Annotated in this window: 17 protein-coding genes; 7 read left to right on the top strand and 10 right to left on the bottom strand. The window is 59.8% G+C overall.

What is annotated here, in order from left to right; all coding sequences use genetic code 11:
* Positions 1-13: 13 nt before the first annotated feature.
* From BN1128_RS08635 to tapM, 4 genes are read right to left on the bottom strand one after another with little or no spacing between them, the layout of a single operon-like run.
* Positions 14-544, bottom strand: a complete 531-nt coding sequence (locus BN1128_RS08635) for a pilus assembly protein PilP (RefSeq protein WP_042867699.1) — start codon at positions 542-544, stop codon at positions 14-16.
* Entirely contained in the window at positions 541-1140 is a 600-nt protein-coding gene (tapO, locus tag BN1128_RS08630) for a PilO family type IV pilus biogenesis protein TapO (protein WP_042867697.1), read from the bottom strand. The genes BN1128_RS08635 and tapO overlap by 4 nt, the downstream gene beginning before the upstream one ends.
* Positions 1137-1715 carry a PilN family type IV pilus biogenesis protein TapN gene (gene tapN, locus BN1128_RS08625; RefSeq protein ID WP_042867695.1) on the bottom strand — a complete coding sequence of 193 codons (579 nt, stop codon included), beginning with the start codon at positions 1713-1715 and terminating at the stop codon, positions 1137-1139. Before tapN ends, tapO begins: the two co-directional genes overlap by 4 nt.
* A complete protein-coding gene (gene tapM, locus BN1128_RS08620) occupies positions 1703-2776 on the bottom strand; it encodes a PilM family type IVa pilus assembly protein TapM (protein WP_156140159.1) in 1074 nt (357 codons plus the stop codon). Before tapM ends, tapN begins: the two co-directional genes overlap by 13 nt.
* 285 nt (positions 2777-3061) lie before the next feature.
* Here tapM and BN1128_RS08615 point away from each other — a divergent pair, with 285 nt between their 5' ends.
* A complete protein-coding gene (locus tag BN1128_RS08615) occupies positions 3062-5551 on the top strand; it encodes a penicillin-binding protein 1A (protein WP_042867691.1) in 2490 nt (829 codons plus the stop codon).
* 64 nt (positions 5552-5615) lie between these two features.
* Here BN1128_RS08615 and oxyR read toward each other — a convergent pair whose 3' ends face one another.
* The 4 genes from oxyR to BN1128_RS08595 form a co-directional block, all read right to left on the bottom strand.
* On the bottom strand, positions 5616-6512 hold the full coding sequence (oxyR, locus tag BN1128_RS08610) for a DNA-binding transcriptional regulator OxyR (RefSeq protein WP_042867689.1): 897 nt from the start codon (positions 6510-6512) through the stop codon (positions 5616-5618).
* A gap of 161 nt (positions 6513-6673) precedes the next feature.
* Positions 6674-8314: a methyl-accepting chemotaxis protein gene (locus tag BN1128_RS08605; protein WP_042867687.1), complete on the bottom strand. Its 1641-nt coding sequence runs from the start codon at positions 8312-8314 to the stop codon at positions 6674-6676.
* A 223-nt stretch (positions 8315-8537) separates the two neighbouring features.
* Positions 8538-9173, bottom strand: coding sequence for a DsbA family protein (locus BN1128_RS08600; RefSeq protein WP_042867685.1), 636 nt, complete (start codon positions 9171-9173; stop codon positions 8538-8540).
* A gap of 81 nt (positions 9174-9254) precedes the next feature.
* Complete coding sequence (locus tag BN1128_RS08595; protein ID WP_042867683.1) at positions 9255-10115, bottom strand: Vmh family MBL fold metallo-hydrolase; 861 nt, start codon at positions 10113-10115, stop codon at positions 9255-9257.
* Between the two features lie 127 nt (positions 10116-10242).
* On the opposite strand from BN1128_RS08595, the gene BN1128_RS08590 reads away from it, so the two are divergent.
* On the top strand, positions 10243-11142 hold the full coding sequence (locus BN1128_RS08590) for a LysR family transcriptional regulator (RefSeq protein WP_042867681.1): 900 nt from the start codon (positions 10243-10245) through the stop codon (positions 11140-11142).
* Between the two features lie 63 nt (positions 11143-11205).
* Here the strand turns inward: BN1128_RS08590 and BN1128_RS08585 are convergent, their stop codons facing one another.
* Positions 11206-11982, bottom strand: a complete 777-nt coding sequence (locus BN1128_RS08585) for a BPSS1780 family membrane protein (protein WP_042867679.1) — start codon at positions 11980-11982, stop codon at positions 11206-11208.
* Between the two features lie 177 nt (positions 11983-12159).
* On the opposite strand from BN1128_RS08585, the gene BN1128_RS08580 reads away from it, so the two are divergent.
* Together BN1128_RS08580 and BN1128_RS08575 are read left to right on the top strand one after the other, a co-directional pair.
* Entirely contained in the window at positions 12160-13011 is an 852-nt protein-coding gene (locus BN1128_RS08580; RefSeq protein ID WP_042867678.1) for a hypothetical protein, read from the top strand.
* 47 nt (positions 13012-13058) lie between these two features.
* Positions 13059-13883: a M23 family metallopeptidase gene (locus BN1128_RS08575; RefSeq protein WP_042867676.1), complete on the top strand. Its 825-nt coding sequence runs from the start codon at positions 13059-13061 to the stop codon at positions 13881-13883.
* Positions 13884-13981: 98 nt separating this feature from the next.
* On the opposite strand, the gene BN1128_RS08570 is transcribed toward BN1128_RS08575, so the two are convergent.
* Positions 13982-15316, bottom strand: a complete 1335-nt coding sequence (locus BN1128_RS08570) for an MATE family efflux transporter (RefSeq protein ID WP_042867674.1) — start codon at positions 15314-15316, stop codon at positions 13982-13984.
* 155 nt (positions 15317-15471) lie between these two features.
* Here BN1128_RS08570 and mscM point away from each other — a divergent pair, with 155 nt between their 5' ends.
* The 3 genes from mscM (at position 15472) to BN1128_RS08555 (ending at position 21498) form a co-directional block, all read left to right on the top strand.
* Positions 15472-18753: a miniconductance mechanosensitive channel MscM gene (gene mscM, locus BN1128_RS08565; protein ID WP_042867672.1), complete on the top strand. Its 3282-nt coding sequence runs from the start codon at positions 15472-15474 to the stop codon at positions 18751-18753.
* A 24-nt stretch (positions 18754-18777) separates the two neighbouring features.
* Positions 18778-19464, top strand: a complete 687-nt coding sequence (locus tag BN1128_RS08560) for a glycerophosphodiester phosphodiesterase (RefSeq protein WP_042867670.1) — start codon at positions 18778-18780, stop codon at positions 19462-19464.
* Positions 19465-19620: 156 nt separating this feature from the next.
* Entirely contained in the window at positions 19621-21498 is a 1878-nt protein-coding gene (locus BN1128_RS08555; RefSeq protein WP_042867668.1) for a methyl-accepting chemotaxis protein, read from the top strand.
* Positions 21499-21678 lie beyond the last annotated feature (180 nt).

Genomic DNA, 21678 nt, shown 5'->3' with positions numbered 1-21678 from the left:
CAGTCATCCCTGATTATCGTTTTGCTTCAAGATTGGCCATGCCCAACTGGGTTTCTCTGGTGACCCAGCATCCTTTGCCATCCGGTATAGTCTCAATCAAATCCACGTAGGTATCAGTGATCCTGATCACCCGGCCCTGATCCAGTCCCATATGTTGGTTGAGGCCCACTCGGACGGATTGACCATCTGGCGTCCGTATCAAGGCCCACAATTGGCCCTGCTTGCCGAGCGATCCCTGCATGCTCAGGCTGGCCAGCGAATAACTCTCCAACACTTCTTTCTCTCTGTTGGCGACTATCTGGGCACAATCTGGTTTCACATTAGCATCCACCTTGGCGCTGCTGGCCTCGGGCTGGGGCGCAATGAAGGGGCTGCGCTGATCGCTGAGGTGATAGGCCATGGGCGAAAATGGTTTGATTTCAGGCAACGGCTCGATAGGCACTGGCTGCCTGGCCTTGGTCTGAGCCACATAGTTATCCATGTCATCCTGCCCACCGCAGGCTGTCAGCAGACACACCGGCAACAGTACGCAGATCATTCTCATTTTTTCTGCCCCACTGTCTTGCCGTTGTACTTGTAGGTCTTGGCCAGCATCGACATGCCGATCATCTCGTCCGGCTCCTTGCTCTGACCCAGGGTGAACGACTCCAGAATGACAATCCGCGGCAGCGCCGCCATGTCGGCCGTGAACTTGCCAATCTCATGGTAGGTACCTACCACCTCGATCCGCATGGGCAGTTCAGTGGAAAACTCGTGCTTTATCTCGGGCTCCCAGTTGATACGATTCAATTTGAGACCATTGTCGGTTGCAATGAAGCTGATATCGTCCAGCAAGCCCGCCACCTCGTGAGTATTGGGTAACTGTTTGAGCTGGGTATCGACCAACTGCTCAAGCTGCACCATCTGTATCCTGTATGCCCCCAGATTGGCAGCCAGCATCGCCTTGCTCTCGAACTGCGCTTTCAGTTCAGCTTCCTTGTTGGCTTCCTCAGTCAACAAGGTCAATGAATGCGCAATCACGTAGTAATAGATGGCGCCGCCCAGCAGCGCACAGAAAAACAGGATGAAAATGCCTTTGGCCAACTTGGGCCAGCCGGCAATGTTGTTGAGATCCAGTTCATTGAGCTGTTGTAGGTTCATTCTTGCCCCTTAACCGCATCGACGGTGGCGCCTGCCGCAGCTGCGACCTGGAACATCATGGAGAACTGGCTCAGCGAGACAGGCGCAACGTCGGCCGCAAAAATCGTGCTTATCTGTGATTGCCCAAGCCAGCCGGAACCATCGATACGCCGCATCATGCTGGCAACCCGACCATAGGCTTCGGTCTTGCCGTTGACGTCGATCCGGTTGTCTTGCAAGGCAAGCGTGTTCAGATACACACCGTTGGGTACCAGCGAGGGCAACTGGTTGAACAGCCGAACCGGCAGGTTGCGACGCATCTGCAGATGCTCGATCAGTTGCATGCGATCGATCAGCTCCTTGCGCCTTTCCTTCAGCAAGCGGATCTCGCCGAGCTGTGCGTCGAGTATGGTCATCTCCTGCTGCAAGCGTTGATTGCGCTGCTGTTGATGGCTGATCTGCTGCTCCACCAGCCAGTCGGCGGCAAAGCCGAGGGAAGCGGTGATCGCTAGGAAAATCCCGAGCATGACCCCGAACTGTTTTTTCTGCCGCAGGGCTCTGGCTTCACGCCAGGGAAGGAGGTTTATATTTGACATGGTGTGAAGCTCCTCAATGCCAGACCCAGCGCCGTCATGTACTTGGCACCATGGGCTAGCCCCCCCTCCCCTTTGGGCTTGCCAAACAGGGCAAAGGGATCGGGATGCAATACTTCACAGTTAAGTTCATTGCCGACCTGGGCGACCAGCCCAGGTATCAAACTGCCACCGCCAGTCAGCACCAGCTTGGACAGCTCCCGGTGTCCGGAGGAGCTGCAAAACAGCTGAACGTTACGCCTGACTTGTTGCAACAAGGCGTTGATATGGGGTAATAACACGTCCAGTTCATAGTCGGCAGGCAGAGAGCCCTTAATCTTGGCAAGCTCCGCCTCCTCCAGGCTCATTTGATAGAAAGAAGACAATGCCTGGCTATATTGATCACCGCCAAAGTTCTGAATTCTTGAATAAGTTGTCTGACCTTTGATTAACGCAACAAACGTCATGGCGCTGGCACCGATATCGATCACGCCAACCGGTTTTTCCCAAGCAAGCAAATCAGGTAAACAGGCGAGGACGGCGCGTCCCAAAGCATGAGCTCCCACGTCCACCACCTTGGTGATCATTCCAGCTTCAGCCAAGGCGGTGACTCGACCACTCACGCTCTCGGTGCGGGCCGCACTCAGTAGTACCTCCTGACGATCCTGATCGTTGACCATGCCGATGATCTCAAAGTCCAGGCTCACTTCATCGAGGGGAAAGGGAATTATCTGCTCTGCTTCCTGCTGGACCTGATTTTCCAACTCGTTTTCGCTGAGACGCGTATCGACCTGAATGACCTTGGTGATCACATTGGAGCCAGTGACGGCCGTCGCAGCATATTGGCTGTTACCATTGATAAGACGCTTGAGGGTTTTGAGAGACTGGCTGACTCGTTCAATATCCTGCAACTGATAATCGACCAGCGTACCCTTGGGGGTAGCCACTTCGGCCACTGATTCGAAATGCAGCTTGCCGGGGCGCCCGGCGATAGTGACAGCCTTGATACTCTGGCTCCCAAAATCAATACCCACCAAGGGAAGCAGGGAACCTTTATTGAATAGCCCAAACATATACACATCCATGCGTTATTGGGTTTTAGGATTGATTGTAGGACAGCTAATCAGATGGTGATGACTTGACTCATCCTAAATGCTCTATCTATCAATGTCATAAAGTTTACACCGAAAAGTGATGCATCTCGCTTTCTTGCCGCCCCCGCCTCCCCTTGGTTATTGAGCCGCAGAATGCTAACCTCCCGCCTCTTCTCGAGGAGCCTGACTGCTGACAGGAAAACCTCGAATTCCCGGAGGCAAAAGGGCTATACTCTGCGCCCGTTGGCTAATTTTAAGACGATTGGTAGTTCTTCCATGCTGAAATGGCTCGTACGCCTGTTTATTGTCATGATGCTGGGTGCTGTGCTGGGTGTTGCCAGCCTCATCGGCATCTACTTCTACATCAAGCCCCAGTTGCCCGATGTGACCGCGCTGCGCGACGTCAAGCTGGCCACACCGATGAAGGTGTACAGCCGGGATGGGGAATTGATCTCCCAATTTGGCGAAATTCGTCGCATACCGCTGCGTCTGGATGAAATTCCCCAGTCCATGATAGATGCCGTACTCGCGACCGAGGATGCCCGCTTCTATGAGCACCCGGGCATAGATCCGATAGGTATCATTCGAGCTGCCACCGTCTGGGCCGTCTCTGGCCATGCCCGTCAGGGCGCCAGTACCATCACCCAGCAGGTCGCCCGCAACTTCTTCCTGAGCAATGAGAAGACCATAGTGCGCAAGGTCAAGGAAGTGTTCCTAGCCTGGCGTATCGAGCAGAATCTCTCCAAGGACGAGATACTGCAGCTCTACCTCAACAAGATACCGCTCGGTTACCGCGCGTTTGGGATAGGCGCAGCCGCTCAGGTCTACTTTGGCAAGGAGGTCAAGGATCTGACCCTGGACGAGATCGCCATCATAGCCGGCCTGCCCAAGGCACCATCCATGTTGAACCCGATCCGTTCACCGGAGCGTGCCTTCGCCCGCCGTAACGTGGTGCTGGGTCGCATGCTGGAAACCGGCAAGATCACCCAGACCCAGTATGACGAGGCCTCCAAGATGCCGATCAAGGCCCGCTATCACGGCGCCGAGATCACCCTCAATGCCCCTTACCTGGGGGAGATGGTGCGCCAGAAGATGGTGGAACAGTTTGGTGAAGATGCCTACACCATGGGCCTGCACGTCTACACCACAGTCACTGCCAAGCGCCAGCGTGCCGCACGCCAGGCCCTGCTGGATGGCGTGTTCGACTACGACACCCGTCATGGCTACCGTGGCACGACAGCCCAGCTGTGGAAAGCGGGAGAAGCCGACTGGGATTACGACCAGATCATGGCTCACCTGGCCAAGCAGCCCACTTACGAGCCCCTGATGGCCGCCGTGGTCACCAAGCTGGGTGACAAGAGTGCGACCCTGGTGCTGAAAAATGGCAAACAGGCAGAGCTCGGCTGGAACGGCATCAAATGGGCTCGGGCCTTCATCACCGATGATCGCCAGGGCTTCGCCCCCCGCTCCGCCCACGATATGCTGAAAGTCGGCGCCCAAATCTGGGTGCGGGAGAAGGGGGAAGAGTTGCTGCTCTCCCAGATCCCCGAGGTCAACGCCGCCCTGGTGGCCATGAACCCGCAAGACGGTGCCATCGAGGCCCTGGTCGGCGGCTTCAGCTTCGAACTGTCCAAGTTCAACCGGGTCGATCAGGCGCGCCGTCAGATTGGCTCCAATATCAAGCCATTCCTCTATGCTACCGCGCTGGAGCAGGGCTATACCCTGGCCTCCCTCATCAATGATGCGCCAATCAACCAGTGGGACCCCTCCAAGGGCCCCATGTGGCAGCCCAAGAACTCCCCGGCCATCTACGAAGGCCCCACCTCGCTGCGGCTCGGTCTTGCCAAGTCCAAGAACGTGATGTCGGTGCGACTGATGCGCGCCATCGGTCTGGACACCTATATCGACGGCCTGACCCGCTTCGGGTTTGCGCGCGATACCATCTCCCGCAATGAATCTCTGGCGCTGGGCGCCGCCGAATTCACCCCGCTGGAAGTGGTGCGCGGTTATTCCGTCATGGCCAACGGCGGCTTCCAGGTCACCCCCTATTTCATCACGGACGTGACCGACAGCTTCGGGGAGCCCCTGTATCAAGCCAACCCCGCCGCCGCCTGTCGTGACTGCGGCGTGCTGGCCGCAGCAGGTCTCGACAGTGCAGATACCTACGCCAATACCAGCGGCGACTGGAAGGCCCAGTGCCCAATCGATCCTGTCGTACCCAACAACATGGCACCACAGACCATCAGTGCCCAGAGCACCTTCCTGGTCACGGATACCCTGACCACCGCCATCTGGGGTGGCAATGGCTGGCGCGGTACCGGCTGGCGGGCGGCTCGCGACCTCAAGCGTCACGACATCTCCGGCAAGACGGGGACCACCAACGAATCCCGTGATGCCTGGTTCTCCGGTTACACGCCGAACCTGGTCGCCACCTCATGGATAGGTTTTGACAACCACCAGCGTGGTCTTGGCCGCGCCGAATTCGGCGGCGGCGCCGCCCAACCTATCTGGATCGACTTCATGAAGAAGGCGCTCAAACAGGTGCCTGAGCGCAAGATGCCGGTACCCGAGGGGATCATCACGGTACGAATCGATCGCGAAACCGGTCTGCTGACCAATCGCACCGATGGCAGCAGCACGGAGGAGTTCTTCAAGGAAGGCACTGAGCCGACCCGCTATGCGACCCAGAGCTCGGACGGCAATCAGGTGTATGGCGGCGACGGCTCGCCCACTGACGGGCCCGTCTCTACCGACGACATCTTCTAAGCGACAGCTCAAGATAAAAAAACCGGCGCCAAGGCGCCGGTTTTCTTTTTGTGCTTCGGAAATGTCAGCCGAGCAGGCTCTTCATCAGGCTGGAGATACGGGCTGCCAGCTCGTTGAAACAGGGCCTGCGTACCGAGTAGTGGCGATAGAGCAACGAGATGGCACGGCCCGGCACGGGGTCAATCACGGGGCGATAGCTGACGCCCCTCTCCTCCGCATTGGCAGGCACGGCCAGTTTTGGCACCAGCGTCATGCCGCTGCCCGCGGCGACCATATTGCGCAGCGTCTCCAGGCTGGTGCCCTTGAAGCGCTGATCCTCACCGATACCGGCGGCGAAGCAGAATCCCATCGCCTGATCCCGCAGACAGTGGCCATCGGCCAGCATCAGCAGCTTCTTGCCCTTGAGATTGCTAAGCGGCACCGACTTGGCCCTGGCTTCCGGGTGATGCTGCGGTACCGCCAGCCACATGGGTTCCTGATAGAGGGGAATCGAGCCAAACCCTTCCATACCCTCAAGTTCGGCGAGGATGAGACAATCCAGCTCCCCTTCTTCCAGTCGCTTGAGCAGCACCTGGGTCTGCTCCTCATAAAGATAAAACTCCAGCTTGGGAAAATGCTCGCGCAGATCCTGGATGATGTGGGGCAGCAGATAGGGACCGACGGTGGGAATGAAACCGATATGGATCTCTCCAGACATGGGTTCGGCAAAGTGCTGGCCTATGCTTTTGAGCTCACGCACCTCTTTTAGCACCTTGCGGGCCTGATGGGCCATGGCGTCACCGGCCGGGGTAAACAGCACCTTGCGCGAGGTGCGCTCGATCAGGATCACCCCCAGCTCATCCTCCAGCTTGCGCAGCTGGCCACTCAGGGTCGGCTGGCTGACGAAGCAGCGCTCCGCCGCTTTGCGAAAGTGCTTCTCCTCTTCCAATGCCACCAAATACTCGAGATCGCGAAGGTTCATACATCCAGAATCCTGCCAACTAATTGGGCCATTAGCATGCCCAAGAAAGACAGGAGCGACAAGGGATGGCGACTGAATGTAAAAAGAGGGGCGGATGAAAAAACAAAACGGGCCCGGATCCAGGATCCGGGCCCGCTCAAGCGGCGGGTGTCAAACCGTCATTACACCCGGAAGCGACGTACCATCTCCTGCAGCTGAGTCGCCAGGTGGTTGAGGTCGTTGCAGGCCTGTGCCATCTGGGTTGCACCAGCCGCCACCTCTTCGGAGGCATGGCTGATGTTGACCACGTTGCGGTTAAGCTCTTCGCTCACCGCCCCCTGCTCTTCGGTCGCGGTCGCGATCTGTATGTTCATGTGGGAGATGCTCTCCACAGAGCCGCTGATCTCGGAAATGGACGCCCCCGCCTCCCGCGCCGTGCTCACGGTAGAGTTCATCATCTCCTGACTCTGCTGCATGGTGGTGCCGGCCTGTTCGGCCCGCTGCTGCAGTTCGGCAATGATGGTGTTGATCTGGGAGGTGGAATCCTGCGTCCGTTTCGCCAAGGTACGCACTTCATCGGCCACCACGGCAAAACCACGGCCCTGTTCACCGGCCCGAGCCGCCTCGATGGCGGCGTTCAACGCCAGCAGGTTGGTCTGTTCGGCGATCCCGCGGATCACTTCCAGCACCATGCCGATGTTGCGACTGTCATCACCGAGCTGACGGATCACCACGGCTGTGCTCTCGATGGCACCAGCCACCTGCTCAATCCGTTTGATGGAGTCGTTGACGGTGCGAGCCCCCAGCTCGGCCGTGCTGCTAGCGGCACTGGCGGCACTGGCGGCATCACTGGTGTTGCGGGACACCTCCTGTACCGTGGCCTGCATCTCGTTCATGGCGGTGGCCAGCTGGTTCAGCTCATGCTGCTGATTGTTCATGTTGGTGGCAGACTGGCGGGCCACGGCACTGATTTCCTCGGCCGCCGAGCTGAGCTGTACCACTGAACCGGACACCTCGCTAACCAGGTTGCGCAGACTACCCTGCATCTCGCCAAATCCCTTGGCCAGTTGCCCCAATTCGTCGTTGTTGAACTGATTCATGTCGAGGTGAGCCGCCAGATCACCGGCAGAGACCTTGCGAGTCTGCTCCAGCAGGGCCATCACGGGGTTACGGATCTGGCCGGTCAGCAACCAGGCCACAACGACAACGAACGCCAGCGTCGCTGCCCCCACCAGGATGCTCATGTTGCGCGAGCTGCTGTAAAGCTCGGCGACTGATTTCACCATGCCATCAGCAATCTCGTTGTTGATCTCGCGCAGACGATAGGATTTGGAACCCACCTCTTCCAAGGCAACACGGGTCTCATTTTTACGCAGGCTTTTGACCCGTTCGAGATCACCATTGGAAAAGGCTGTCACCAGCTCCTCATGCACGGAGAAATATTTGGCACCGGCAGCAATCAACTGCTCGTAGGTCTGCCGCTCTTCATCCGTGCTGAAGGGCAGCGAGCCATATTTTTGCGCCGCCGCATCAAACTCCTGCTTGGCCTTGTTGAAGGTGGCGGTGCGGTCACTGACCTCCTGGGCATCCTTGTTCAGGCCGCCGATGACCTGAGCCAGCTCGGAGCGACGGGCATCGAGAATCGCCACATGCATCTGGCTGGCATAGCGGGTCGATGGCAACAAATTCCCGGAGATGGTTTCAGTATCACCGTAGAGGCGTGACAGCTGAGCGATGGAAAACCACGCCAACCCCAGAACCAGCAAGGCCAATACGGCAAAGCCGGCACTCAACTTCTGACCTATAGACATATTTTTGAACATGATTGGTATCCTTGGCGGCTAGACGCAAACCCGTGGAGCCGAACTCCCGAGCTATCCCCATAGAGCATAGCGTGATGATCGCAAGCGGATGATTTTCAAACTATCCGCTAGTCAATATATCGTCACTTTCACGGATAGCATGAGGACGAAGCGGTTAGGAGAAATCGTACTCTCTCAGCCAGGGTTCACTTTTCATCCCGCTCGCCAATCGACGGGCGCGGATTCAGCGTCCCATCACTGCCTGGATCTGACGGGCAAAGGCCACCGGCTCACCCAGGAAGGAAGAAGCGGACAGCTGCGTCACCTTGTCCCCTTGCACCAGACCCAGCGTGGGGTAGCCCTGTCCACCGAGGCGGCGCATCCAGCCCTGGCTGTCTGCCAGATGGCCGGCCAGATCCACATTCTGATAAGCATCCGCAAATGCCGCAGCATCAATGCCCTGCTCTGCCGCCAGGCTGCTCAGGTGCTCAAGGGAACCTATCCAGATACCATCGCGGTAGTGGGACTGCTGGATGCGATGCAGCAGGGTCAGACCATTGCCGCCCAACACCGACATCGCCAGGATGGCGCGGATGGGTTGCTCTGAGTCGAGCAGCAGGCCATCGCGCAGCAGCAAGTCGTTGAAATAACCCTCGCCGAAAGACTGGCCAGTCAGGGCCTGGATCCGCTCGTCATGAGGGCGGACGTAGTCACGCAGGGCCTGACCCATGGGCTGACGACGCTCGCCCAGCCAGAGGCCGCCGGCATGCAGTTCGATGTGAAGACCAGGGAGCCCGGCCGCTGCTTGCAGCAAGGGGGCAGCGCCATAGCACCAGCCGCAGAGGGGATCATATACGTAATGCAGGCTTGTCTCGTTCATGTGATTCATTCTCGATTGTTTGGCTAAAAAAACCGGGCCCAAGGGCCCGGTAAAAAACACAGGGAAGCAGGCGTCAGGCAATTACCACTTCATTTCACCGGTGTTGACCTTGGCACCTATGGCCAGACCATCGTCGACCGGCAGGGACGGGAAGGCTTTCTTCAGGCCTTCAATCAACTCGCCGGAGTTTTTGGACTTGGCCAGCTCCTGCTCGAAGCGCTGGACATAGTCACGGGTGAAGGTCACGGCTTCGGTGCCCTTGGGCGCAGTACCCAGGAAGTGACCTGGTATGACACGCTCGGGTTTCATGGCCAGCAGCTCGTTGAGAGTCTTCACCCAGTGAGCGCGGGCTTCCTTGGTCTGGCTGTCCGCCATCCAGACGTGCACGCCGCTGTAAACGGGCACACCACCCAACGCTGTCTTGATGGACGGCGCCCACAGGTAAGCGGTCGGCGTGTTCATCTCCTTGATCTCGATCTTCTCGCCTTCGAGGGTCAGGTAAGAGGCAGTCATCACTTCCGGTACCGTCAGGGTTTTGGGTGAACCTGCACCCAGGATAGGTCCCCAATAGGTCAGCTTGTCATCCTTGGTCTTGTTGATGTGGTCAACCACATGCTGGTCAGCCAGGACTTTGACTTTAGGAAACGCCTTCATGATGGGCTCCAGACCGAAGTAGAAGTCAGGATCACCCGCGCTGATATAGACGGTGGTCAGTTGCTTGCCGCTTTGCTTGATCATGTCGACCAGCGCCTGGCCATTTTTCACATCAAACTGGGCATCGATCAGAATGGCCTCTTTGTCACCGGCCACCAGAGAAGAGGAGACAGGGAAGATGGCCTTCTCGCCCGGGTTATAGACAGTCACTGTCAGGGGGGCTGCCATGGCGGCGCCACTCAGCAGGGTGGTGGCCAGGGTCAGGTTGCGGATCAGGGTGTTGTTCATCGGGTATTCCTCATCAAGTCATCAGGGGTTCATCAGATGGACACAGTTTATTGGATCATTAACGGTACAAATACAGCATAATAAGCGCATCACTGTTGCATTAATCGAGCATATAGAGAGCCTGCATATGGATCGACTGACCGCATTACGGGTCTTTGTCAGCGTAGTCGAACAGGGCAGCCTGAGCGGCGCCGGGGAGAAGCTGGAGATGTCGCGCGCCATGGTGACGCGCTACCTCGCGGAACTGGAGCAGTGGATGGGGGCCCGTCTGCTGCATCGCACCACCCGCCGTTTGAGCCTGACAGGCCCGGGGGAAGAGGCATTGAACCGCGCCAGGGCCATGCTGGCACTGGGGGAAGAGATGGAACAGATCGCCATCCGCGGCGATGAGGCGCCCAAGGGACAACTGCGCATCACCAGCAGTTACTCCCTCTCCGAAGCTCTGTTGGTGGGGGCCGCCAACGACTATCTGGCCCAGTATGCCGGCACCGCCATCGACATCCTGCTGCTGGATCGTACCGTCAATCTGGTGGAGGAGCGGATCGATCTGGCCATTCGCATCACCAATGATCTGGATCCCAACCTGGTGGCCCGCCGGCTCGGCACCTGCCACTCCGTGGTCTGTGCCAGCCCGGCCTACCTGGCCAGACACCCGACCCCGCACAAGGTGCAGGATCTCGCCCTGCACAACTGCCTCACCTACACCTATTTCGGCAAGAGCCTGTGGGAGTTTCAGGGACCCGCCGGGCCTGAATCCGTGCCGGTCAGCGGCAATCTCAGTGCCAACATATCCAACCTGCTGCTGGAGGCGACCCTGGGTGGTGCCGGCATCAGCATGCAGCCCCGCTACTCGGTACAATCCCAGCTGGAGAGTGGCGCTCTGGTACCGCTGCTAGAGGCGTGGCAACCCAAGCGCCTCGGGGTCTACGGTGTCTATGGTACCCGCAAGCAGATGTCGCCCCTGTTGCGCAGCTTCCTCGATTTCCTGATAGTACGCATGGCGGCCGATCCCATGTGGCAGGAGTAACGGCACCATGCAAAAGGGGCCCGCAGGCCCCTTGTTCATGACATCCCGGTCATGGCATCCGGCTCAGGCTTCGAAGCCGGTCAGCGGAGCCTCTGACTCTGCCTCCTGCGATACATCCAGATAGATGTCCCGATACGCCACGTAGATGGAGTAGTTGAGGGCCGGTATCACCACCAGCAGGCCGATCAACATCAGGGCAGCACCAAACAGCATCAGCCCGGCGGCGATCAGTCCCCACCAGAAGAAGGGCCACATGTTGGTCAGGCAACCTTTGAAGCTGAGCTTGGCGGCCTGCAATATGCCGACATCGTGGAAATAGATGAGGGCGGGCGCGAAGGTAATAGCCATCAACACCGGGATCAGCAGTGCCAGCCCCAGCAACAGGCAGAACAACAGCCCCTGCACCTGCGCCACGCTCACCACCATGGACTCGGGATCCTGAGTCAGCAGGGAGGTCAACCCCCACATGGAGAGCAACCCCAGGCAGATGAGTCCGATCAGGGTAAACAGAGCCAGCACCAGCAGGCCACCCAGCATCAAGGGGGTCAGCTTGTTGCGAAACCCGGCGAAGAAGTCTGCAAACTTGAGCTGATTGCCCTCGTAGCCGCGCTGGGCCACCACCACCCAGCCCGCGCCCCACACCATGTAGAGCAACTGGGAGATGAGGCCACCCGCCGGCAGACGCTCCAGCAGCAGGCCGACCACGAACCAGATCAGGACCATGGCGACACTGACGCCCATGCCCTTGTTGAAAATATCGAAGCCGGATCGCACCCAGACCCAGCCACGCCCGATAGGGTGACGGGCGGGCTCGACGCGCAAGGGGGACAATCCATTCATAACGTTTCCTCAGATGATGACGGGCTGGCTGCCGATTCTAGAGCCATGGGCCGGCTGACTCAATGGCGGACGATCGCCGGTTGGCGCTTCGCACGTCAGGGCTGCTTGTATCAGACGTTACGGTTATCATAAGAGACCCCCGCACCAGGGGCATTCACTTATTCAAGAGAATCCAAGATGCGTACACTTCATCTGGCGCCGATCCTGCTGGCCTCCCTGCTGCTCAACCTCTGGCAATGGCAGGCTCAATCCGCCACCTCAGCCCCCCAGCCGCAACCCGACGCCACTGAAAGCCCTGCCGTGGCCCAGTGTGACACAGCGGCCAGCCAGAGCCAGAACGCCAATCAGAACCTGATGGCCAAACTACCCGGCAAGGGAGCACAGGGTGAGCCCGCCCCCGCGCAGGAGGCCATGACCCCCAATCCGGAGCTGGAGGCTGCCATCAGCCAGTGGAGCCAGTCCAGCGACGGCTCTGTGCTGATAGAGCGACTCTACGATGCCGAGCAGGGCAGCCAGCTCACCACAGTGTTCGATCGGCTGGACGTGGTGGAGGACGTGCGCGGTCAGGTACAGGAGCAGCTGCGCGAACTCTATCGCCTCGGCTTCGATCACCCCGATGCCTACGAGCAGGAGAGCCAGCGCATCTGGAGCAACATCAGCAACCTGCTGGGTGACGACACCCGCACCCGGCTGGAACAGGAGCTCTACTCGGGCGACATCAACCGCCTGCTGGAGATCCAGGGCCGACTGGCGGAGCGCGGCGAGCTGCTGGCCCCGACCCAGCGCCAATCCCTGACGCGTCTGCTGAGCGACGCCAACCAGCAACTGGCCCAGCAGGAGAGTGGCGATGCCGGCACCTATCTGGAGAACCAGAAGGCCTATACCCAGCGGGTGCTGGAGAGCAGTCGCTCCTTCCTCAACCCGAGCCAGCTGAAAGTCGTGCAGGACATGCTGGAGCTGGACCTGGTACGCCAGGAGGTGTCGGTCCAGATGGAAGCCATCTATCAGCGCTTCCAGCCAGCTTCCTGATGCCCTTGCCCTTGTTCATTTTCCCCAGCCTATAGCGTGGAACCGTCATGAGAGTCGTTTGTTGTATCTTGTTGCTGCTGGCCAGCCAGTGCGCCCTCGCAGAGGGATTTATCAGCCGTCTGCTCAACCATCCGGTGCCGGGCGGCGTTGCCGTGTTACCGCTTGGCAATGAAGCGCAGGCCCCGGCCGCCCGTTATCAAGGCAAGCCCGTGCTGGTGGTGCGGGAAGAGGATCGCCGCTGGATCGCCATCGTCGGCATTCCCCTCAAAAGCCAGCCGGGGGCTCATACGCTGACGGTGAATGATGGCCGCACCCTCAGCTTCACGGTCGGCAACAAGCACTACCGCGAGCAGCACATCAAATTGAAGAACGGCCGCCAGGTCAACCCGCTGGCCGAGGACATGGTGCGCATCAACCGCGAACTGGCGGAGCAGACCCTGGCCTATCAAACCTTCAGCCCTGTCCTGCCCAGCAACTTGCTGTTCGACAAGCCGGTGCAGGGCCCGCTCTCCAGCCCGTTCGGCCTGCGCCGCTTCTTCAACGGCGAAGAGCGCAATCCCCACTCAGGCCTCGACTTCGCGGTCGGTGCCGGCACCCCCATCAAGGCCCCGGCCGCCGGCAAGGTGATCCTGATCGGCAACTACTTCTTCAATGGCAACACCGTCTTTGTCGACCACGGCCAGGGGCTGATCAGCATGTTCTGCCACATGTCGAAGATCGACGTGAAACTGGGTCAGAGTTTGCCCCGTGGTGGCATAGTCGGCCGAGTTGGCGCTACCGGTCGCGCCACCGGTCCCCACATGCACTGGAACGTCAGCCTCAACGATGCCCGCGTCGATCCCGCCATCTTTATCGGGGCCTTCAAGCCCTGACTCGAGACAGCCAATCCAGTCCATCTGCTGTGATGAGCAGGCGGATAAAACGAAAAAGGCAGCCTGGGCTGCCTTTTTTATGGACGGATGACGGCATATCAAACTGCGGCGTGCAGGCCGGCCTCCTTGCGCATGGCCCACCACATCACCAGCACCAGCACAGTGCTGCAAGTCGGCAACGCCAGCCAGACCCCGGCCACCCCCCACAGGGAGGAGAAGCCCCACAAGAAACCGCCGATCAGCACCAGCTTGCCGCCGGTGAGCAGGGAGGCGATGCGGGCCCGGTTGATCGCCTGGAAGTAGGTGGCGCCCACCAGCAACAGTCCTTCCATCGGCAGGCCCCAGAAGTAGAGCCAGATGCCGAGGCTCGCCACCGGCAAGAGGGCCGCGTTGTCGCCGGCAAACAGATAGACGACCCCTTCCGGCCACAGATAGAGCGGGATCATGCCGCACAGCGCCACCAGCAGGGTGACCCCCAGCGCCAGGTTGCGCACCCGCAACACCCGTTGCCAGTTGCCCGCCCCCGCGTTGAAGCTGGCGATGGGCTGTATACCCATGGCGATCCCCTCGAAGATGAGATAGAAGAAGGCCTCGCTGTAGCTGATGACGCCATAGGCGGCCACGTGCAGCGAGGTACCCACCGCCAGCAACGCCTTGTTGTGCAGCGCCAGCACCACCGACAGGTAGAGGTACATCAGAAAGCTCGATACCCCGAGCCGCAGCGTCTCGCGCATCAGTCGCCAGTCCGGTACCAGCGTATCCCAGCGAATGCGCAACTGGCTGCGCGGGGTGAAGAAGTGCCACAGACAGAGGCCGCCGGTCACCGCCTGGGAGAGCATGGTGGCGATGGCCGCCCCCGCGAGGCCCCAGGGGACGACCGCCATCAGCAGATAGTCGAGCAGCACGTTGAGCACGCCGCCGCCGACCAGGATCCAGGTGGCGAGACCGGGTCGACCGTCATTGCGCAGCAGGGCGGTAAATGCCATGGAGAGCACGGCAAACACCCCGAGCCAGGCGTACCACTGCAGATAGGCGAGTCCTGCGTCGAATATGAGCCCCTCGGCCCCCATCCAGGCCAGCATCTCATCCCCATAATTGATGCCGATAAAGGCAAGCACGGCCGAAGCGAGCAGCACCATCACCAGCGCATTGCCGACTATGTGCCGCGCCTTCGCCTGCTCCCCCTTGCCGAGGTAGAAGGAGGCGAGCGACGAGGATCCCATGCCGATCAGCGCCCCCACCGCATAGAGCACGGCGCAGATGGGATACGCCAGCATCATGCCCGCCAGCCCGTCCTGGCCCAGGATATGGCCGACGAAGATGCCGTCTATGGTGACATAGATACCGGTGACCAGCATGGCGGCCACGGTCGGCGTGACGTAGCGCCAAAACAGGCGGGAAAGGGGGGCCGTGCCCAGATCGACTGCTGACATAAGATGCTCTAAGGAGGGGAAAACGGCCGGAATAATAGCCAAACAAGGTCCGAAGCGCCCGTTATTTATGTTACAAATCATTAATATGGAAAACTTTACCCGCCTCGGCCCCTGCTTTAGGCTAGGGCGACCTCTCATGAACGGAAACGTGCGCCATGTTGCAACGCCTGCTCTCCCTGCTGCTGCTCTCCCTCTGTCTCTTCCCCGCATTCGCTCAGGCCAATGACGCCATCACCCAAGTGGAGGAGCTGCTGCAAAGCGTGCCCAAGACCGACACCCCGGAAAACCAGAAGTTGCGGGAAAGTTATCAGCAGGCGCTGCAATTTGCCCGGGAGGCCCAGCGCTATCGCGAGCAGGGCAAGGCCTATCAGCAGATCCTCATCGACTACCCCAAGGAGTCGGCCCGCCTCAAGGAGAGCCTGCACAACTATCAGCCCCAGTCTCGCCTGCCGCTCTCCTCTCTGAAGGAGGAGGCGCTGCGCCAGGCCATAGGCCTGAGCAGCAACCGCCAGCTCAACCTGCGCAAGGAGCGCCAGGCTGTGATGGACAGCCTCAACCAGCTCGAGAGCACGGGCCAGGAGTATCATCTGCGGGTCGACGAGCTGCGCAAGCAGTTGCAGCAGACCCGTACCCTGCTCGACCGGCTCAGCTTCAGCAGCGAATCAGACCGCCAGCAGGAGGCCCAGCAGCTGGTCACCCGCCTCAAGGAGCAGAGCCTCTCCGACCGGATCCAGATGCTGGAGCTGGAGCAGCTCTCCTCCCAGCAGCGCAACGATCTCGGCAAGCTGAAGTTGCAGGAGCTCAACCTCGCCATCACGGACGAGGACGAGTGGCAGACCAGCCTGCTCAACCAGCAAAACCAGCTGCGACGGGAGAAGACGGAGCTGGCGCTGGCGGAGAGCGAACGGCTGCGCAAGCAACTCACCTCCGACATGCCGCTGCTGCTGGAACAGCAACAGCAGAACCAGGCGCTCTCCATCCAGCTCGGCGCGCTGGAGGATCAGATAGAGCGGGTGCAGGACGATCAGAGGGCCATCGACAAGAACCTCTCGGCCCTGAACGATCTGGTCAACTCGGTGCGGGAGCAATTGGAATGGCTGCAGATCAGCAATGCCTACGGCGAGAACCTGCGCAGCAAACTCTCCGATCTGCCGGCCTACTTCCCGCTCGACAAGCTGGAATCCGCCATCGTCAACGCGCGCATGGCCAAGTACCAGTACGAGACGGAGCAGGACGCGCTCAAGGATCCGCGCCAGATGCGCGAGCAGCTGATGGCCACCGACGAGGTGGCCCTCGACCGCTCCCAGCAGGCGGTGCTCGACAACCTGCTCAAGGCCAGGCGGCAGCTGCTGACCCGCCTCAACGACGCCTCCGACAGCCTGATCCAGGAACAGACCCGGCTCAAGCTGCTCTACAGCCGCCAGAACAGCAAGATCGACGAGATCCGCGATCTCAGCGCCAGCCACCTGTTCTGGATGCCGGACGTGCGTCCACTCACCCCGGCCGTGCTGCTCGGGGTGCCAGCAGCCCTCGGTCTCGCCCTCAACCCGATCAACTGGCTGCAACTGCCCCAGGCCATCGCCGAAAACAACCCCATCACCCTCACCTTCGCCGGTATCGGCATCCTGGTGCTGGCCTGGTGCTGGTTCAAGCTCGCTCGCCATCTGACTCAATACAGCCAGCACATAGCGCCCCGCATCGGCAAGGTGACCCAGGACAAGTTCAGCCTCACCAGCCGGCTGCTGATGCGCTCCCTGCTCGCCTCCCTGCCCTTGCCCGCCATGGTGCTGATGGTGCGCGGCCTGCTCGACGGCGCTTGGCAATATCCGTTCGCGGTGGCGGTGGCCCGCGGCCTCGGCGAGATCTGGTTCCTGCTGCTGGCACTCTTGATGGCGCGTCACCTGACCCTGGAGAAAGGGATCCTGATCCTGCATTTTCGCTGGCAGAAGGAGCGGGTACAGAAGGTGTGGAGCCAGTTTCGCACCCTGCTGCTGGTGATCATCCCGAGCTTCTTCGTGCAGGGGATGGCCAACAGCTATCAGGAGCACGCCTTCTACGACTCCCTCGGCCGGATGGCCTTCATCGTCGGCGCCCTCTGGCTGCTGCTGTTCTTTGCCCGCCTCAACCGGGAGCGGCTGCCGCTCACCTGGGGTCAGGCCGACATGAGCAAGCCCCATTTGCTGCACCACTTCATCTGGAACAGCCTGATGCTGGCACCCCTGCTGGCGGTGATCGGCTCCCTGCTCGGCTACTTCTACACGTCCCGCATCCTGCTGCGCCAGCTGGAGCTCAGCCTGCTGATGGGGCTGGGCTGCCTGCTCATCTACTATCTGGCCCATCGCTGGATGCTGATCCAGCGCCGCCGTCTCGCCTTCGATCGGGCCAAGAGCAAACGGGCCGAGATACTGGCCCAACGCGGCCGGGAAGAGGGCAACGACGAGCTCAGCTCGGAGATACCGGACGTGGTGGAAGATACCGAGCTGGATCTGGATACCATCAGCGCCCAGTCGCTGGGGCTGGTGCGCACCCTGCTGATGCTGGGCTTCACCATGCTGGTGGTGGTGCAGTGGTCCGAACTCAACTCGGCGTTCAGCTTCCTGCGCAGTATCGAGGTGTGGCAGGTCACCAGCAAGATTGGCGGCATAGAGCAGCTCTCCGCCATTACCTTGCAGGATCTGATGCTGACGGCCTTTGCCTTCATCCTGACCGTGGTCACCGCCCGCAACCTGCCGGGCCTGATGGAGCTGACCCTGCTCCAGCACCTGAGCCTCTCCCCCGGCACCGGCTTTGCCATCACCACGGTCACCAAATACATAGTGCTGGTGGTGGGGGCGCTGAGCGGTTTCTCCATCCTCGGCATCGACTGGTCCAAGGCGCAGTGGATGGTGGCGGCGCTCTCTCTCGGCCTGGGTTTCGGCCTGCAGGAGATCTTCGCCAACTTCGTCTCGGGTCTCATCATATTGTTCGAAAAACCGATCCGGCTCGGCGATACCGTCACCATCCGCGAGCTGACCGGCACGGTGACCAAGATCAAGACCCGCGCCACCACCATAGTGGATTGGGATCGCAAGGAGATCATCGTCCCCAACAAGGCCTTCATCACCGAGCAGTTCATCAACTGGTCGTTGTCCGATGCCATCACCCGGGTACGGCTGCGCATCCGCATCGGCCTGACCCAGGAGCCCAGAAAAATACAGACCATTCTGGAAGAGTCGATCAGAGCCTCCACCCTGGTACTGGAGACCCCCTCCCCCGAGGTATTCCTGATCGAATTTACCGACTCTGCGCTGATCTACGAGATCCGGCTCTATGTGAACAGCATGGATCACCGCATGCCCATCACCCACGAGGTGCACTCGCTGGTGCTGGAGAAGCTGCAACAACAAGGGCTGGGGCTGCCGCACCAGCAGATCGACATTCGACTGAGCCGCGCCTGATCGCGGCGCAACAGGAGCCATATCATGCAGATCATCGCCCATCGCGGAGCCAGCGGGCTGGCGCCGGAAAATACCCTCAAGGCCATCCGGCTGGCGCTGGCACTGGGGGCCCAAGCCATAGAGATAGACGTACAGCAAGCTGACGGCGAATTGTGGGTATTCCACGACCGGCGACTGGAGCGTTGCACGAACGGCGGCGGCGTACTGACGACGCAATCCCGTGCCTATCTGGCGGGACTTGATGCGGGGGAAGGAGAACCCATCCCAACCCTGTGGCAGGTGATGGAAGCTATCGCTGGCAAGGCCGAGCTGCATATCGAGCTGAAAGGGGCACACACAGCCGACGAGGTGGCCCGGCTGACCCGGCGCGCCGAGGCACAGCTCGGCTTCGCGCCAGCGCACTGGGTCGTCTCCTCCTTCCACCATCCTGAGCTGGCCCGCTTTGCCGCATTGCGACCCGAGATCCGGCTGGGAGCCTTGACCGCCACCATACCGTTCACCTTGGCCGCGTTTGCGGCCGAGCTAGGAGCCTGGTCGCTCAACTGCGACGTGGACTTTGTCGACGCAGCGCTGGTCATGGATGCCCACCGACGGGGATTGAAGGTACTGGTCTATACGGTCGATCACACGGCCGACCTGACGGCACTGGTCGCCATAGGGGTGGACGGGATATTTACCAACCGGCCGGACCGCTTCCTTCCTCCGGCCTGATCGGACTCACTATTTCGGCAGGAGATCGATAAACGCTGATTTAGGCTATAAATTTAAGTGCGCACCGGGATACAAAAAGTTCTACTTTGGCCGATAACAGTTGGCTCATAACAATAAAACGACACATCGCAGACTGACGCTCACAAGGATGTAAATATGAACTTATCCATCAAGAACAAGCTTGTCCTCGCCATCGGGGTCATTATCCTGGTCATCACAGGCATGCAGGTCTGGTACAACACCTCCCAACTGAGAAGCGAAACCCAACGCCTGATCTGGAGTTTCATCGACGACAGCTCGGTTGCCAATGTGAAGGGCATCTCCCGCTGGCTGGACGCCCGGATCAGCATGGTCACCTCCACCAAGGAGGCCTTCACCAAGGAGGATGAACCCATCAGCCATCTGGCCCAGGCCATGAACGCCGGCAACTTCGATCTGGTCTATGTGGGCACGAAAGATGGCAAGATGATCCAGAGCAAGCCGACCGATCTGCCGGCCGGTTATGACCCCCGTCAGCGTCCCTGGTACAAGGATGCCAGTGCGGCAGGCAAGATGGTGGTGACGGCACCCTATGCCGACATCACCACGGGTCAGCTCATCATCACCATCGCCGAGCCGTTCACCCGCGGCAATACTCAGGGGGTGATCGCCGGTGACGTCTCCATCGATGCGCTGGTAAGCGATGTGCTGGCCATTAACTCGGAGGGCACCTACGCCATCCTGGTGGACAGCAATGGCACCATCATAGCCCACCCGGACAAGGGGCTGACCCTCAAACAAGCCACCGCCATCTCCCCGGATCTGACCGCCGCCAAGGTCAACGAACTGGCCCATGACAACACCATCTCCGAGATGGAGATCAGCGGCAAACTCAGCGTGTTCGACCTGACTGAAATCCCCAATACCAACTGGTATTTCGGCATAGTGGTGGATCAAGCGGTTGCCTATCAGTCCGTGTCGCGCATGGTCACCTCCGCCCTGCTGCAGGGCCTGCTGACCATTCTCATCGTGGCCGGCTTCTCCTATGTGGCCATCAACGGCTCCCTGGCCCCGCTGAAAACTCTGGGGGAGGCCATCGCCGACCTCTCTCGCGGCAACGGTGACCTGACTCGCCGCGTCAAGATCGAGCGTGAAGACGAGGTGGGGGTCGTGGCCAAGCACGTCAACACCTTCATCGATCGCATCCATGTGATGGTGCAGGATATCTCCAACTCTTCCGGCCAGCTGAACCAGCAGGCCAAGTCCTCCCACAACATGGCGGAGAAATCCAGCCAGGGTCTGGCGCGTCAACAGAACGAGATCTCCCAGATCGCCACCGCAGTGCACGAGATGTCCGCCACCGCAGTGGAAGTGGCCAGCAACGCCGAACAGACCGCTGATGCGGCCCGCAGCTCCTCCAGCAGCTGTGATCATGGCAAGCAGGTCATAGCCCGCAACCAGCGCTCCATCACGGATCTCGCCACCCAGGTCAAACAGGCCTCCGGCATCATTCAGGAGCTGGAGAAGAATGCGCAGGAGATCAACACCATACTCTCCACCATCCAGGGCATAGCCGAGCAAACCAACCTGCTGGCACTGAACGCCGCCATCGAGGCGGCGCGGGCCGGTGAGCAGGGTCGTGGCTTTGCCGTGGTGGCCGACGAGGTGCGGGTACTGTCACAACGTACCCACAGCTCCACCGTCGAGATCCGCAGCATGATAGAGACACTGCAACGCAACACCCAGGGCGCCGTCAGCACCATGCACGAAGGCCAGCTGCTGGCCCAGAACAGCGTGGAAGATGCAAACGATGCCACACAGGCGCTGGAGCAGATCACCGCCTCCATCAACCAGATCTCCGACATGGCCACCCAGATCTCCAGCGCAGCCGAGGAGCAGCGCGCCGTGACCGACGAGGTCAGCCGCAACATCCAGGCGGTCAAGGATGTGTCGGACGAACTGGCGGTGGATGCCGACAGTTCTCGCCATCTGTCTGAACAACTTAAAAATATTTCAGGTGAACTGAGCACTCAGGTCGGCATGTTCCGCATCTGAACGACGCAAATCAAAGGGGCCACACAGGCCCCTTTTTTTATGAAAAAATGCTTTTGTTTCAATAGTTATTACCACATCAACGATCGGGACTATGGGGATGGAAATTCTCATACGAAGCGGTATCTCGTCATAAAGCAACGCATCAAGACCGACATTCGGATTAGTTTTTTGAACCTACCA

This window comes from Aeromonas piscicola (assembly GCF_000820005.1).
Lineage (GTDB): Bacteria > Pseudomonadota > Gammaproteobacteria > Enterobacterales > Aeromonadaceae > Aeromonas > Aeromonas piscicola.
The sequence above is the reverse complement of the archived record's forward strand: the minus strand, read 5'-3'. Positions and strand labels throughout refer to the sequence as shown.

Bases quoted from the DNA above. Each gene is read 5' to 3' on its own strand.
- BN1128_RS08635 (WP_042867699.1), bottom strand. From the start codon at position 544: ATGAGAATGATCTGCGTACTGTTGCCGGTGTGTCTGCTGACAGCCTGC.
- tapO (WP_042867697.1), bottom strand. From the start codon at position 1,140: ATGAACCTACAACAGCTCAATGAACTGGATCTCAACAACATTGCCGGC.
- tapN (WP_042867695.1), bottom strand. From the start codon at position 1,715: ATGTCAAATATAAACCTCCTTCCCTGGCGTGAAGCCAGAGCCCTGCGG.
- tapM (WP_156140159.1), bottom strand. From the start codon at position 2,776: ATGGATGTGTATATGTTTGGGCTATTCAATAAAGGTTCCCTGCTTCCC.
- BN1128_RS08615 (WP_042867691.1), top strand. From the start codon at position 3,062: ATGCTGAAATGGCTCGTACGCCTGTTTATTGTCATGATGCTGGGTGCT.
- oxyR (WP_042867689.1), bottom strand. From the start codon at position 6,512: ATGAACCTTCGCGATCTCGAGTATTTGGTGGCATTGGAAGAGGAGAAG.
- BN1128_RS08605 (WP_042867687.1), bottom strand. From the start codon at position 8,314: ATGTTCAAAAATATGTCTATAGGTCAGAAGTTGAGTGCCGGCTTTGCC.
- BN1128_RS08600 (WP_042867685.1), bottom strand. From the start codon at position 9,173: ATGAACGAGACAAGCCTGCATTACGTATATGATCCCCTCTGCGGCTGG.
- BN1128_RS08595 (WP_042867683.1), bottom strand. From the start codon at position 10,115: ATGAACAACACCCTGATCCGCAACCTGACCCTGGCCACCACCCTGCTG.
- BN1128_RS08590 (WP_042867681.1), top strand. From the start codon at position 10,243: ATGGATCGACTGACCGCATTACGGGTCTTTGTCAGCGTAGTCGAACAG.
- BN1128_RS08585 (WP_042867679.1), bottom strand. From the start codon at position 11,982: ATGAATGGATTGTCCCCCTTGCGCGTCGAGCCCGCCCGTCACCCTATC.
- BN1128_RS08580 (WP_042867678.1), top strand. From the start codon at position 12,160: ATGCGTACACTTCATCTGGCGCCGATCCTGCTGGCCTCCCTGCTGCTC.
- BN1128_RS08575 (WP_042867676.1), top strand. From the start codon at position 13,059: ATGAGAGTCGTTTGTTGTATCTTGTTGCTGCTGGCCAGCCAGTGCGCC.
- BN1128_RS08570 (WP_042867674.1), bottom strand. From the start codon at position 15,316: ATGTCAGCAGTCGATCTGGGCACGGCCCCCCTTTCCCGCCTGTTTTGG.
- mscM (WP_042867672.1), top strand. From the start codon at position 15,472: ATGTTGCAACGCCTGCTCTCCCTGCTGCTGCTCTCCCTCTGTCTCTTC.
- BN1128_RS08560 (WP_042867670.1), top strand. From the start codon at position 18,778: ATGCAGATCATCGCCCATCGCGGAGCCAGCGGGCTGGCGCCGGAAAAT.
- BN1128_RS08555 (WP_042867668.1), top strand. From the start codon at position 19,621: ATGAACTTATCCATCAAGAACAAGCTTGTCCTCGCCATCGGGGTCATT.